The sequence below is a fragment of the Clostridium porci genome (assembly GCF_009696375.1).
GTDB classification, from domain to species: domain Bacteria; phylum Bacillota; class Clostridia; order Lachnospirales; family Lachnospiraceae; genus Enterocloster; species Enterocloster porci.
Map to the genome: position 1 here is coordinate 52346 of NZ_VUMD01000019.1, position 13435 is coordinate 65780.

A 13435-nucleotide genomic window follows, 5' to 3' on the forward strand; every position below is an offset into this window, starting at 1 on the left:
AGATTAAATCGGTTTCCGTGCATTTTGGGCTTTTTGTATCTTCTCATCTCCAGCTGTTGCAAAATATTTTGCTAATGTTATAAGAAATAGATAATTATAATCTGTCGCTATACGGCAATGATTTCATATAGGCGTCCATCCAATCCCAGTCAGGATTTCCGTCTATTCTTACTGGCAATTTTATGGAGAATTCTCTGTCAATGTGCGTATCCAATTCTCTCCCAAAAGCACAGTATTTTATCTTAGACTCGAAACGAATCAATGTGCAAATAAAGAGTTTTGAATAAAGAGTCATTTCGGCATCCTTCGGAGTCAGCACAGCCATATGTGCTCCAGTATAAAATGGCTTTAGTTGCACAAAGGATGAACCCAAGTATTCTCCGCCCAAAGCAACGGTAATACAGCCACCATCAAATGGCTTAACATTTTCAAGCTGCTCAATAACAGAGTTGACCCCATTATTATAGCTTTGCCTTGAAATGAAATTAATACCATTATCAGACCCATCATCTAAAGCGATCCTCGACAATCCATTTCCTCGACAAATATCAAACAAGTCTGTCAGCTTAAACTGCTTCCAATCTGCTAATTTCATATCTCTACATTGGCTTTTTATCGCTGTTGAAATTCTTTTTGAGTGCAGTTGTCTAATATACTTTTCCATATACTCCCAATCCGGCAAAAAACCAGCAGGTGAATATTTGTGGTCTTTATCAATAATAGCATTGCCATTTTCGTCTTGCATGATAGGTAATTTTATTTCTGAAAAAACCATTCGTTTGGGACGCCACTTTCTGCCGTAGTCCCAACGATATCTATCGTGCATTATAACTGTTGCAACAAATAAGCCGGTATATTCGTTAAACTCGTTATCTTTTAAATATAGTGCATTCACATCGTGACTACATGTAAATGTCTTGTTTTGATAATACGCATAACCAACAGAACCGTTATTTGTAACACATACAGCTTTTGGCGGAAATAATTTTTTATCAAGCGGTGCATTGGGCAAGTCTCCCGTTTTGGATGCAGACTCTATTTCCTCAGTAGTATAATATTCCGTTACACCATTGTTGTCATCAACGGCGCCCAAAAAGGGGATTGTCCCCTTACCACAGTTTTCAGGCTTTTTGTTATAAAACCCGTTTTTAATTATGAAAATATCAGAAAAGCAAAACTTTTCCCAACGTCTGGCATCAAGACTCATAAACTTCTCCTTCCTTTACCAAGTACGAAAGATAGGAATTAATTGTCGTTTGAAAGTCATTCTCTTCTAAAGTTTCATAATCGGTTTCCATGTATGCTTCTGCCAACCACTCATCTTCATAGGTGACTTTATATTTAACAGAAAGTCCAGGGACTACTTTCCTATTTTTATACAAATCAAGCCACAACTTCTCCGTTTTGATCCACAGACTATTTCCTTCGCTATCTGTCATTTCAATTCTGCCAAGGCCCTTCCTCTTTATAAACTTATCGTCCTTGAAATATCCAAAGAAAGTTTCTTTATCAGAACGTGTATGTTTCTGCGACAAATCAAAAATCATACAGCATGCAACCGCTGATGCACCAGGATAAAACATTTCTTTAGGTAAAGAAAAAACTGCATCTAAAGTGTAATTATCCATCATTTTCTTTTTGAATGCCTTTATATCTTCGGAATTTCCTATTGCCGCCTGCATAGGCAGTAAAACAGCCATCTTACAGGTGGACGGGACATGGCGAGCTACCCACTCTACAAAGTGCAAACCTTTGGAGGGATCCTCCTTTTTCTTGGCATCCCATCCCTTGGTATAATCCGGGTCACAACACTTTTTAGTTGCGTTATAGGGAGGATTCATCAGAACAATATTGATGTTGTTCTCGGCAATCCATTTTGCTCGCTTAAACATTGAATCCTGAACAACATTAGAGTTACCGTCACCATGTATCAGCATATTGGTAGAAGAAAGGCCAAAGGCTCCCTCCTCATATTCAATGCCGAATATTTGGTTCTTTTTAACTTCTTCACGTTCTTCTTCAGTATCACAATCGTCCATGGCATCAGTCATTGCCCTAACAAGAAACGCACCACTTCCGCAGCAAGGATCCAAAACACGGGAATTTTTGTTCACACCAACTGCTTTACTCATAAAATCGCAGATATGGTCAGGAGTAAATGCTTGGTTTTTATCAGATTTTCCAACGTACTTGTTGAATGTGGTGAAGAACAGATTTAACAAGTCTTGTCCAGCGGTGCTCTTGTCATTGATGTAAGGAACAACATTATCGTCAATGAACTGCAAAATATCCTCAAGCTCTTTGTAAGTCAAACTTGTAACATCCTGATCATCGAGAACTTTGCTGTTCAGAACAGCAAGCTTTCCTGCTTTGTTCAAACTGCCGCCACGAGTAAGCAAGCCCTCCAGAATATCTTTGATACTCTTTAAGACAACACGTTCAGGAGCGAGTTTCTTTCCGGTTTTGGGATCGAGCGTTTCTTTTACATTTTTGAAAACAAGGCCGTTTTTAAGGGCAAGAAGGCAAGTGCCCACAAACTGACTACGCAGTTTTTCGTTGATGCCATCCGAATGAAGTTTCTCATTAAGCGTTTTAATAGAATCAACAACTTTGATTTTGTCGTTCACTCTACCAAAACACAAGTTTTCATATTCTTCAAATGTACGAAGAACTGTTTCTTCTTGTATGCGATGCTCATCATCAATAATGACAGATTGACCGTACCAAACCCACACTTCATCGCCATCGGTTTCCGCAAGAATAGCAACAATCTTTTTATCCGAATATGCTTTTTCAAAACGAACATAGTCCTGTAACTGACCTTGAATTTTATCCTTATCCCAACGACTGAACTTGTTTTTACATTCCACAAGAACTGCCAAACGTTCATTTTCAAAACGAAGGTCAAGGAATTTGTGCTGTGCTCCTGTTGTAGCCTTTTGATAATCCTTAATGTCTTTGCCGACAGTTTTCAGTGCTTGAGCGTAGCTAAACTCGCCTGTTTCAGTGTTGCCAATACGATACTTGTCGCCAATTCTATTTATTATATCAAATCTATTCATAACTGTTCTCCTTTGTTCATTCGGATTTGTGTTCCAACGCCAACCCAATCAATCGATCCGCCTGATCTGTCATGAACAGCGGGATATTCAGCACATCATCGTCCAGTTTCAGATTGTCCAATGAGAAACGGATGCGAAGCTTGACCTTATCAGGGAACAGTTCCTTGAACTTCTTCATACTCTTGCTGGTTGTGTTGGCTTCGGATTTGACCTCCACGGGGAAGATGTCGTTCTCCCGCTGAATGAGGAAATCCACCTCGTAAGGTGGGTTGTTCTGGCTCCAATAACGGGGCATGACTTCAAACTGAGTAATTAAAGTCTGCAACACAAAGTTTTCGGTTAATGCGCCTTTGAATTCAGTAAATAGGCGGTTCCCTTCGCCAAAGGCAGTGGGAGCCAACTGTGCCAGACGGCGGAGCAGTCCCACATCTACCAAATAAATCTTGAAAGCGGACAAGTCATCGTAAGCTGCAATCGGCAAGCCGGGAGCTGAGCTGCGATAAATTTTATGCACCAGACGGGCATCCACCAGCCATTGCAAAGCATCCTCGTACTCACGGGCTCGTGCGCCTTCCTTGACCACCTTATAGATAAACTTCTTGTTCTCCCTTGCCAGTTGAGAAGGAATGGATTTCCAGATCATTGAGATTTTCGGGAACTCACTGAGATTAGGATGCTTGGCAAAATCACGCTCATAGGCTCCAATGATTCCGGACAATGCTTCCTGCATGGCAGAAACATCCCGTGCCTCCGTCCACATCAATACCGACTCCGGCATACCACCGGTGACATAGTACATCTTCAGCTTCTCATACAGCGGATTAAAGAAGGCGTCAGGGATAGGTTCAAGGGTATCCACCTGTTCCAGATACTGCGCCAGATTTTCATCACCGTTGGCAAGTAGAAACTCAGCGAAGGTCATGGGGTCAATCTGCATGAAGTTGACCTTGCCTACTGGAAAAGAGGAAGGTTTCGCCAAGGCGATACCTAACAGAGAACCGGCGCAGGCAACATGGTACTGCGGTGCGTTCTCGCAGAAATATTTCATGGAGTTAATGACTTTCGGGCAGTCCTGTACCTCGTCAAAGATGATGAGGGTCTTTTCTGGCAATATCTTTTGACCGCTTGCTAGCATAAGGTTTTGTAGAATCCGGTCCACATCCTTGGTTGTTTCAAAAAATTGTTTATATTCTTCGTTTTCGTCGAAGTTAAAGTAGGCTGTATTTTCATAACAGCGTCTGCCGAACTCTTTCAGAATCCAAGTCTTACCCACCTGACGTACGCCCTTCAAGATTAAAGGCTTGCGGTAGGGAGAATTCTTCCAATCCAGCAACTTTTTTAAGATAAATCGTTCCATAGAATCACTCCTCACATTTTTATTGGAGTTTTATGCTTTATAATCACACTTTTATTATATGCGAAATCTATGAAAATTACAACCGAAATCACAAAATTATTAAAATTTAATGCTTATCAATCACACTTTTATATGAGATAGCGAAAAAATTTTCTACAATAAAGGCAGACCACAGCCTCAACATTAGTTATATTACATCTTATCATTCCTGTTCCATTCCGGATAGGAAAGGATAAGATCAGTATCACTATAATCAGTATAGTTATTATCAGTATTCTTGCATTGTGCTTTTGACAGTTCTTGAATTGTCAAAAGCACAATTCCGAGACTGCCATAAACACAATTCAAGAATTGTCCCATCAAAGAAATAAGGCTGACCTGTTATAGTCAGCCCTAAGTAAAAATTCTATATTCTGTTAGCAAAAAATCAGTTCTGCATTAACGATTTCCTCCGCCTGTGCTTTTAGACTACTCATGTGCTGCACCCAAGCAAGCTGTTGGGTTGACTTATCCGGAGTCGGATTTTTCTCCAGAAGTTCAGTCATTATCTGTTCCACTCTACGGTGAGCAGTTTCGTCAATTTCCCATAAATGCGGAAATAATGTCTCTGTTAGAATCATGTCATCTAAGAGTATTGGATTATTTTCCGCAAGAAAAACTCTGCGCATTCTACCGTACTTCCCAAGTGGTTTATCGCTTACATAGCTCAACCGAATATCAGGGATGAGATAATCACCACAACGGGTATAAGTCAAATTCTGTGTCATAGCAACTCCTCCAATCATTTTTTCTTTCACTTTCATTGTAATGGATGCTCCCCTAAAAGTGAAGTTTGTAGACTGGTCGTTTCAAGCGCAGCATATATCTTCTGATAAACCTTTCGTGACGGTCTGCGATTGCCTTCTTCGATTTTATAGTAGTAGCTTGGTACAATCTCTATCCGTTCTGCAAAAGCCTTTTGCGACAGCCCCAGAGCCGTTCTAACGCTCTTTAGCACTTCGGTATAGGGTACGGCTAGGAAACGAGAGAAATCATCATAGAGCAAGGACGCTTCAATTTCCAAAATATCTGCCAGTTTGACAGCTACATCATAGGGGATAGGCTGCTTTCCGTTTTCATACACCGTAACAGTCGCTGGTACAATATCCAGCTTTTCCGCCAACTGTCTTGTTGTCATCTGTTTTCGCTGACGGTAGTACTTGAGATTGTCGCTCGGTAAGTTGGTCTTTGGCTTTTCTTCAAAAGGTATCGTTAAATGGAGTAACAGCTTGCCCTGATAAAATTCACACAACGATGTGTGATTGAAAATACCATTGCAAAAACTATATGATATTTACATCTCCATTTAGGTCAGTTTACAAGGAACTACACGCAGACCACGAAACGGGGGCTGCTGACAACAAATAAAGGCTGAATATCAAGCACCGGGGAAGTGCGAGATATTCAGCCTGTTTTGTTGTCCGGGGTTTCCAAAGGGGCTTGCCCCTTGGCACACGACTTTGCTTGCAAAGTGTAGTGTGTTATACGCTCTGTCGGCATCGGTGCGAAAATGCGGGTGCCGCTGGGTCGGGCAAGCACATTTGAAGAAGCAGGAAAACAGGGCTGTGATTGCGTGGCGTGGAGCCGCAAGCGCAAGACTGGTTTCATCAGCAGACAGGGCGTATATGAAAGCCCCCGTCCCTCGTCCCACGCCAGACTTCGGGACAAAATGTCCCGAACTTGTGGACACACTCACGAAAAAGCAGACGGATTTTTCTCTTAAAATTGCAATGGGCGGGAAGCCATTTTAGGGCTTTCCCGCCTTGATAACCGCAGAGCAAGGCCGGGCGGGGCGTTCAATGGCGGCGCACTTGTGCGCCGTTCATCTTGACCGTTGACCGGTTCGTCTGGCTTTGCTATTATGTGATATGATCATTTTTCGTTTTATAATCCCTGATCCAATCAATTAAATGCGAAGAAACTGTTACCGTAATCAATGAGAAAATAATCTTAGTTAGAGGAATATAGGTTACGGACAATACTAACACAACGACATCCGTAAATAAATATGAACGAGATAGCTTCCAATGTAGTGCATGGGAAATCGCAAGTGCCAGTGCGTCATCACCACCACTTGAACCACCTTGTTTGACAATTATTCCAACTCCGACACCAACAAAAATCCCTCCCAAAATTGCGGCTATCAATGGATAGGATGACAAATCTGAGAGCATAGGAGGGAACTGCTCCCAAATTTTATAAAACCCCGATATAAATATCGTTGAAATTATTGATAGTTTAATGAAATTCGTCCCCAAAAACTTAAAAGCCAATGCATAGCAAGCTATATCCAACACAGGCGTAATATAAGCCGGGGAAATATTAAGCCAATGTTCAATCAGAAGCATTAGGCCAATGACGCCGCCTTCCGTGATATTTGTACGCTGGTGAATATTATGAATGCCAAAAGTGCAAATCATAGCGCCTAACATAAGCAATAAGATTTTCCTGAATGTTATTCCTTCCTTAAGTTTATTCCAAAGCCCGATCAGATGACTGTTCAATCCAGCACTCCCCCTTGGTTTCCTCATAGTGTTATGCTATAATCATAAACTGTATAGTAACTATAAGGTCAAGGGGGCATTATGAAAAATTTATTTTCTATTGGAGAGGTGTCCAAGCAACAAAACATTTCCAGGCAAACCCTAATTTTTTATGATAAAATAGGCCTATTTTGTCCGGCATATACTGACCCTAATAATGGCTATCGCTATTACAGCGCAAATCAGCTCGATTATTTGGATACCATTTGCATTATGAAAAGAATTGGCTTTTCGCTGGAAGAAATCAAAACATATATGAAAAGCTATACGATTAACAACTCCATTCTTACTTTGAGAAAGCAACTTACTGTAATTAACAATCAAATTGAAGAACTTCAAATGATAAAAAGCCGAGTTGAACATCGCTGTTCCGAGTTAGAGTGTGCGGTATCTATACACGAAAACAGCGATATTGTTACAGTCGAAAATGTGAAACAGCACTATATTTTGTTACACAAGGTTCGTGCGCCACATTCTCTGGAACAAGTGAGTATTGCCACAAAGGAATGCTTCGTTCGCTCTTTCAAAGAAGGACTTCCCATTTTCTTTCAAAGTGGAGCAATCGTGCCTTATGAGCGTATTCAGCAAAAAAGGTATACCGAAGCGTCTTTTGTTTTTTTGCCAATCGAAAAAACAAGTAATGTAAAAGGAATTATGGAATTGCCCGCAGGTCGGTGTGTCTGCACTTACCATACCGGAGATTATCTCTCCATTGGCAGTTCCTATGAAAGAATTTTAGCCTATTGCAAGAAAGAGAATTTACAAATCCGCTCTGATTCCTATGAGTTTGCAATAAATGATTATTTGTCCACCAGGGATGAAAAAGAATATATTACCAAAATTCAGTTTTATGTGTGGGGGTAATGACTCGGAATGGTGTAGGGTGATTGCCTTTGCTCTTCTATCGCTTATTTGATATTTGGTGGATAGTCGAATGGATGAAGCGGAGAATGCCGGAGAGCGGTAATGAATTGCGAAAATAGTTTTGAACGTGTAACACTCTGAAAAGATTGGTTTATGACACAGAACAGGCGGGAGAGCCATCGTAGGTTCTCCCGCCTGTCTTAGTTTTTCTTTCCTCTCCGTGGTATGTGCGACTTCATAAACTCCGATTTGGAGCCTATTCGTATCAGCCACTGCTTTTCTTCTTCCGTCAAGCGGTGATAGGGGATGCGGTTTTGCTTGCAGTAAATCAGAAGCCATTGTTCCAAACGGCTCCCATTGAAATTTGCCACCTCGTCCAAATCCTTTTTCAGTTCGGCGGCAACGGATTTCTCCGGCGCACTCTCCGCCCGCCCCTTGTGGGCTTCCTTTATGTCCTCCATGATGCCATCTATATCGTCATGTACCCGGCGGCTGAAATATTCGCCCTCCTGCACATGTATTGCATTCAGCAGATAGGCGGTCTTGTCATGCTCCCCCGGCTGGTACTTCTCCATGATTTCCGCCCTCGCCACATCAACCCATGCATTCAGATTTTGGATTTGCCCGGTAGCGATACCGTTCACATAGATTTCAATATCCGCCAGCAGTTTCACAAAATCCCTATGCGTAGCTAACTCGCAGAACAGGGCTGTATCAATCCGCCCGTTTTTCAACAGGGCAATCAACCCGTCACTCAAATGTAGGTCTGCAAGATCGGCGTTTGGGTGGTTTTTTGTTTCGGTCAATCCCAGCAGATAGTCGGCGGTCACGCCGTAAAACTTCGACAGCTTGATAAGGGCGTAGTGGCTGATGTCCTTATACTCGTCCGCTTCATAGCTGCCCAGCGCAGACTTGGAGAGGTGCGTCTGCTCCGCAAGCTGTTCCAGCGTCAAGCCACGCTCCACACGCAGGTCTTTTAGGCGTTCTTGAATGGTTAAGGCCACTATCAAGCCCCCCTTTTCTCTAAGATAATCCCATTTTATCACAATTCCGAAAGCGTGGAAATAGTGAGTTTTCCGGGCTGATTTCCGACCTTATGGATATACGGGGCGGGCGGTCTTTTAGGTGTAGACTTAGGGTAGTTCATCGATGAACTGCACCTTGAAAAATGAATAACCGTCCGAAAAGGAATACCCCGGCAGGGGAAGCACCGCAACGAGCCACTTCGGGACAAAATGTCCCGAAGTCCGGGGAGCGTGCCAACGCTGGAACACGCCGCAGGAATGGGGCAGGAAGCCTTTTCGGGGAGAACGGCAAAGGAAAAATGGAGGGAACACATGAGAGAGAACCCATATAAACGACTGCCGCCCATAGAGCGCAGGCAGGACGGTTCCCTTTACCGCATGACACCGGCACAGAGGAAACAGGCAAACGCCCTGATCCGTCGGGAGTGCTGCTGTTATGAGGACGGGAACTGTATGCTCCTTGACGATGGGGACACCCACACCTGCCCCCAGACCATTTCTTTCTCGGTCTGCTGTAAGTGGTTCCGCTGGTCGGTCTTGCCGCAAATCGGAACGCTGGAAGCGGAGATTTTCCGGGATAAGGAGCTAAAACGCTGTGCGGTCTGCGGCGGGGTGTTCGTCCCAAAGTCCAACCGGGCGAAATACTGCCCCGACTGCGCCGCCGGAGTTCACAGGCGGCAGAAAACAGAAAGTGAACGGAAAAGGAGGTCTACTGTGGACAGTTAGGGGCTGAAAAGTCCTTGATTTACAATGCTTTACAAGCACAGAACAAGGGCAGGTAATAGAAACTACCGTCTGCCCCAGGAAACGGGCTTCTAACCGTCCACAAAACACGATATGACAAACACCATTTATATCCATCAGCCGGAAAAGACGGTCAGCTTTATCCGGCTTCCCAATTTCCTTTTTGAAGCCCCCACATTCACACCCCTGTCCAACGAAGCAAAGGTACTGTATGCCTTTATCCTGCGCCGAACAGACCTGTCCCGGAAAAACAGCTGGGCAGACGAATACGGGCGCATTTACCTCTACTATCCCATCAACGAGGTGGTGGAACTGCTCCACTGCGGACGGCAGAAAGCCGTCAACACCCTGCGGGAATTGCAGTATGCGGAGTTGATTGACATTAGGAAGCAGGGCTGTGGAAAACCCAACCGCATTTACCCAAAATCCTATGAAGCGGTTCCAAACACCGACTTCAAGAAATCCGATTATGGTACGCCGGAGGGCTGAAAACCGCACTCGATAAGTACGATAATCAATCCTCTTGAAGTACGAAAACCGGACGGTATATAGAAATACAGAGCTAAAAACGATTTATTTATATCTTATCCATTCCTATCCTATCTGAGATATTTTCAGCGGGATTTTCCTGTGGAAAAGTCCCGGAAAGGAACGGAATGGGGAAAGGAGTTTCATGGCACAACACGCAATCTTGCGATTTGAAAAGCACAAGGGCAATCCGGCAAGACCGCTGGAAGCCCATCACGAACGGCAAAAGGAACAGTACACCAGCAATCCCGACATTGACACCAGCCGGAGCAAGTACAATTTCCACATCGTCAAGCCGGAGGGCAGATACTACCACTTCATTCAAAAACGCATTGAACAGGCAGGCTGCCGCACCCGCAGGGACAGCACCCGGTTTGTGGATACGCTGATTACCGCCAGCCCGGAGTTTTTTAGGAAGAAGTCCCCAAAGGAGATACAGGAATTTTTCCAGAGGGCGGCTGATTTCTTAATCGGGCGGGTAGGGAAAGAAAATATCGTATCGGCGGTGGTACACATGGACGAGAAAACGCCCCACCTGCATTTGGTCTTTGTCCCGCTGACGGAGGACAACCGCCTGTGTGCAAAAGAAATCATCGGGAACAGAGCCAACCTCACAAAATGGCAGGACGATTTTCACGCCTATATGGTGGAGAAATATCCTGACTTGGAGCGTGGGGAGAGTGCCAGCAAGACAGGCAGGAAGCATATCCCCACCCGCCTGTTCAAACAGGCGGTCAATCTCTCCAAACAGGCAAAAGCCATTGAAGCCACGCTGGACGGTATTACCCCGTTCAATGCCGGAAAGAAGAAAGAGGAAGCCCTCTCCCTGCTGAAAAAGTGGTTCCCGCAGATGGAGAACTTCTCCGGGCAGCTCAAAAAATACAAGGTCACGATAAACGACCTTTTAGCAGAAAATGAAAAACTGGAAGCCAGAGCCAAAGCCAGCGAGCAAGGCAAGATGAAAGATACGATGGAACGGGCAAAGCTGGAAAGCGAATTGAAAGACATTCAGCAGCTGGTTGACCGTATCCCGCCGGAGGTGCTGGCAGAACTGAAACGGCAACAGCGGCACACAAAGGAACGGTGATTGATGACAGAAAACATTTCACGCCGCAGCATGGTGGCACTGCACTTTGAAAATTAAATACGGAGGTACTATGGAGCATATCAGATACAAGAAAGAAACCGAAGTCGTGACTTTTCAGGGAAAGGAAATCACGCTGGAAAATCTCTCCCCGGTGTTCACGCCGGAGCAGGAAGCGGCAAAACGCCGGGAGCTGGAACAGCAGCTTTATGAGGTATTCCGCAAGTATGCCGACAAACGGCAGAGTGAGGAAGCCGGGGCATAAGGTTTTCCAAAGACATCGTTGATTTGCGGGGCTGCTGACGGTATAATAAAGGTGTCAGCAGCTCCGTTTCTTTTTTAAGAAAAGGAGCGACAATATGAACAATCGAATAGACGCAATCTATGCAAGACAATCGGTAGACAAAAAGGACAGCATTTCCATTGAAAGCCAGATTGAATTTTGCAAATATGAGTTGAAAGGCGGTAACTGCAAGGAATACACAGACAAAGGGTACAGCGGCAAGAACACAGACCGTCCGAAGTTTCAAGAACTGGTGCGGGACATCAAGCGGGGGCTGATTGCAAAGGTCGCGGTTTACAAGCTCGACCGTATCAGCCGTTCCATTCTGGACTTTGCCAACATGATGGAGCTGTTCCGGCAGTACAATGTGGAGTTTGTGTCCTCTACGGAAAAATTTGATACCTCCACCCCGATGGGGCGGGCAATGTTAAATATCTGTATTGTGTTCGCCCAGCTTGAACGGGAAACCATACAGAAGCGGGTAACGGACGCTTACTATTCCCGTAGCCAGCGAGGTTTCAAGATGGGCGGGAAAGCCCCTTACGGCTTCCACACCGAGCCAATCAAGATGGACGGTATCAACACAAAGAAGCTGGTGGTAAACCCGGACGAAGCGGCAAATATCCGGCTGATGTTTGAAATGTACGCCCAGCCCACAACCTCCTATGGGGACATTACCCGGTACTTTGCGGAACAGGGGATTTTGTTCCATGGCAAAGAACTGATACGCCCCACGCTGGCGCAGATGTTACGCAATCCTGTCTATGTGCAGGCAGACCTTGATGTGTACGAGTTTTTCAAAAGTCAAGGGACAGTCATTGTCAATGACGCTGCCGATTTTACGGGTATGAACGGCTGCTATCTGTATCAAGGGCGGGATGTGAAGCCCAGCAAAAAGAACGACTTGAAAGACCAAATGCTGGTACTGGCTACCCATGAGGGCATTGTCCCCTCCGAAATCTGGCTGACCTGCCGCAAGAAGCTGATGAACAACATGAAAATCCAGTCTGCCCGAAAAGCCACCCACACATGGCTGGCGGGAAAAATCAAGTGCGGGAACTGCGGATATGCCCTTATGAGTATCTTCAATCCCTCCGGCAAGCAATACCTTCGCTGTACGAAACGGCTGGACAATAAAAGCTGTGCCGGGTGCGGGAAAATCATTACTTCGGAACTGGAAGCAGTTGTTTATCAGCAGATGGTAAAGAAACTGGCAAGCTACAAGACGCTGACAGGCAGAAAGAAAGCGGCAAAGGCAAACCCGAAAATTGCAGCACTGCAAGTGGAGCTTGCCCATGTGGACAGCGAGATTGAAAAGCTGGTGGACAGTCTGACGGGTGCAAACAATGTCCTGCTCTCCTATGTGAATGTGAAGATAGCGGAACTGGACGGACGCAAGCAGGAACTTCTGGCGAGGATAGCGGAACTAACGGTGGAAGCCATTAGCCCGGAACAGGTCAGCCAGATTTCCGGCTACCTCGACACTTGGGAGAATGTATCCTTTGACGACAAGCGGCGGGTGGTGGATTTAATGATTACCACCATAGCCGCCACAAGCGACAGCTTGAATATCACATGGAAAATCTGACGGGTGGAACCCCTCCCGTCAGATACCTACCCTGTGTAGTCCCTTGTAAACTGTACTTTTGAATGTGATAAACTTTTAATGTCTTTCATGCCAAAAACCTCCTATGCTTTTATTTGTGGTTGTCAGGCTACTTTTATTGTAGCATAGGAGGTTTCTGCTTTTACTAAAGTCATTTATATCCCCCAGTATAATGAAGTTGTAAGATAAATGTAGACACATGGGAAACCACCATGTTGTCTACATTTTCTTTGTGCTAAAATAAGAGATGAGCAAAACGTTATGATTTATAGTTGAACATTGGCAGTTATCTTTGCAATT

Annotated in this window: 13 protein-coding genes; 6 read left to right on the plus strand and 7 right to left on the minus strand. The window is 44.6% G+C overall.

Features of this window, described 5'->3' with window-relative positions; all coding sequences use genetic code 11:
• Positions 1 to 94: 94 nt before the first annotated feature.
• The 6 genes from FYJ39_RS17030 to FYJ39_RS17060 form a co-directional block, all read right to left on the minus strand.
• Positions 95 to 1207 (minus strand): restriction endonuclease subunit S, encoded by a 1113-nt coding sequence (locus FYJ39_RS17030; protein WP_154473619.1) that lies wholly within the window; start codon positions 1205 to 1207, stop codon positions 95 to 97.
• Positions 1197 to 3062 carry an HsdM family class I SAM-dependent methyltransferase gene (locus FYJ39_RS17035; RefSeq protein WP_154473620.1) on the minus strand — a complete coding sequence of 622 codons (1866 nt, stop codon included), beginning with the start codon at positions 3060 to 3062 and terminating at the stop codon, positions 1197 to 1199. Before FYJ39_RS17035 ends, FYJ39_RS17030 begins: the two co-directional genes overlap by 11 nt.
• 16 nt (positions 3063 to 3078) lie before the next feature.
• The gene (locus FYJ39_RS17040; protein WP_154473621.1) at positions 3079 to 4419 is read right to left on the minus strand and encodes an ATP-binding protein; all 1341 of its coding nucleotides are present in this window, start codon (positions 4417 to 4419) and stop codon (positions 3079 to 3081) included.
• Between the two features lie 416 nt (positions 4420 to 4835).
• Positions 4836 to 5222: a TnpV protein gene (locus FYJ39_RS17045; protein WP_456236695.1), complete on the minus strand. Its 387-nt coding sequence runs from the start codon at positions 5220 to 5222 to the stop codon at positions 4836 to 4838.
• Entirely contained in the window at positions 5219 to 5710 is a 492-nt protein-coding gene (locus FYJ39_RS17050) for a helix-turn-helix transcriptional regulator (protein WP_268890683.1), read from the minus strand. The genes FYJ39_RS17045 and FYJ39_RS17050 overlap by 4 nt, the downstream gene beginning before the upstream one ends.
• Before the next feature lie 607 nt (positions 5711 to 6317).
• Positions 6318 to 6962, minus strand: coding sequence for a YitT family protein (locus FYJ39_RS17060; RefSeq protein WP_235919873.1), 645 nt, complete (start codon positions 6960 to 6962; stop codon positions 6318 to 6320).
• An 81-nt stretch (positions 6963 to 7043) separates the two neighbouring features.
• Between FYJ39_RS17060 and FYJ39_RS17065 the strand changes: the two genes are divergently transcribed.
• Positions 7044 to 7865: a MerR family transcriptional regulator gene (locus FYJ39_RS17065; protein ID WP_154473624.1), complete on the plus strand. Its 822-nt coding sequence runs from the start codon at positions 7044 to 7046 to the stop codon at positions 7863 to 7865.
• 200 nt (positions 7866 to 8065) lie between these two features.
• On the opposite strand, the gene FYJ39_RS17070 is transcribed toward FYJ39_RS17065, so the two are convergent.
• Positions 8066 to 8869, minus strand: coding sequence for a helix-turn-helix domain-containing protein (locus FYJ39_RS17070; RefSeq protein ID WP_407923861.1), 804 nt, complete (start codon positions 8867 to 8869; stop codon positions 8066 to 8068).
• Positions 8870 to 9202: 333 nt separating this feature from the next.
• On the opposite strand from FYJ39_RS17070, the gene FYJ39_RS17075 reads away from it, so the two are divergent.
• The 5 genes from FYJ39_RS17075 to FYJ39_RS17095 all read left to right on the plus strand — a co-directional run bounded on the left by FYJ39_RS17075 (position 9203) and on the right by FYJ39_RS17095 (position 13117).
• Positions 9203 to 9616 (plus strand): cysteine-rich VLP domain-containing protein, encoded by a 414-nt coding sequence (locus tag FYJ39_RS17075; protein WP_154473626.1) that lies wholly within the window; start codon positions 9203 to 9205, stop codon positions 9614 to 9616.
• Between the two features lie 111 nt (positions 9617 to 9727).
• A complete protein-coding gene (locus FYJ39_RS17080) occupies positions 9728 to 10123 on the plus strand; it encodes a replication initiator protein A (RefSeq protein WP_154473627.1) in 396 nt (131 codons plus the stop codon).
• 184 nt (positions 10124 to 10307) lie between these two features.
• Positions 10308 to 11249 carry a MobV family relaxase gene (gene mobV / locus FYJ39_RS17085; RefSeq protein WP_154473628.1) on the plus strand — a complete coding sequence of 314 codons (942 nt, stop codon included), beginning with the start codon at positions 10308 to 10310 and terminating at the stop codon, positions 11247 to 11249.
• 70 nt (positions 11250 to 11319) lie between these two features.
• A complete protein-coding gene (locus FYJ39_RS17090) occupies positions 11320 to 11511 on the plus strand; it encodes a hypothetical protein (protein WP_002566025.1) in 192 nt (63 codons plus the stop codon).
• A gap of 94 nt (positions 11512 to 11605) precedes the next feature.
• Positions 11606 to 13117, plus strand: coding sequence for a recombinase family protein (locus FYJ39_RS17095; protein ID WP_154473629.1), 1512 nt, complete (start codon positions 11606 to 11608; stop codon positions 13115 to 13117).
• Positions 13118 to 13435 lie beyond the last annotated feature (318 nt).

Excerpts from the sequence above, each read along its gene's own strand:
- FYJ39_RS17065 (WP_154473624.1), top strand. The coding sequence starts at position 7,044 with ATGAAAAATTTATTTTCTATTGGAGAGGTGTCCAAGCAACAAAACATT.
- FYJ39_RS17090 (WP_002566025.1), top strand. The coding sequence starts at position 11,320 with ATGGAGCATATCAGATACAAGAAAGAAACCGAAGTCGTGACTTTTCAG.
- FYJ39_RS17030 (WP_154473619.1), bottom strand. The coding sequence starts at position 1,207 with ATGAGTCTTGATGCCAGACGTTGGGAAAAGTTTTGCTTTTCTGATATT.
- FYJ39_RS17045 (WP_456236695.1), bottom strand. The coding sequence starts at position 5,222 with ATGAAAGTGAAAGAAAAAATGATTGGAGGAGTTGCTATGACACAGAAT.
- FYJ39_RS17095 (WP_154473629.1), top strand. The coding sequence starts at position 11,606 with ATGAACAATCGAATAGACGCAATCTATGCAAGACAATCGGTAGACAAA.
- FYJ39_RS17035 (WP_154473620.1), bottom strand. The coding sequence starts at position 3,062 with ATGAATAGATTTGATATAATAAATAGAATTGGCGACAAGTATCGTATT.
- mobV (WP_154473628.1), top strand. The coding sequence starts at position 10,308 with ATGGCACAACACGCAATCTTGCGATTTGAAAAGCACAAGGGCAATCCG.
- FYJ39_RS17075 (WP_154473626.1), top strand. The coding sequence starts at position 9,203 with ATGAGAGAGAACCCATATAAACGACTGCCGCCCATAGAGCGCAGGCAG.
- FYJ39_RS17040 (WP_154473621.1), bottom strand. The coding sequence starts at position 4,419 with ATGGAACGATTTATCTTAAAAAAGTTGCTGGATTGGAAGAATTCTCCC.
- FYJ39_RS17080 (WP_154473627.1), top strand. The coding sequence starts at position 9,728 with ATGACAAACACCATTTATATCCATCAGCCGGAAAAGACGGTCAGCTTT.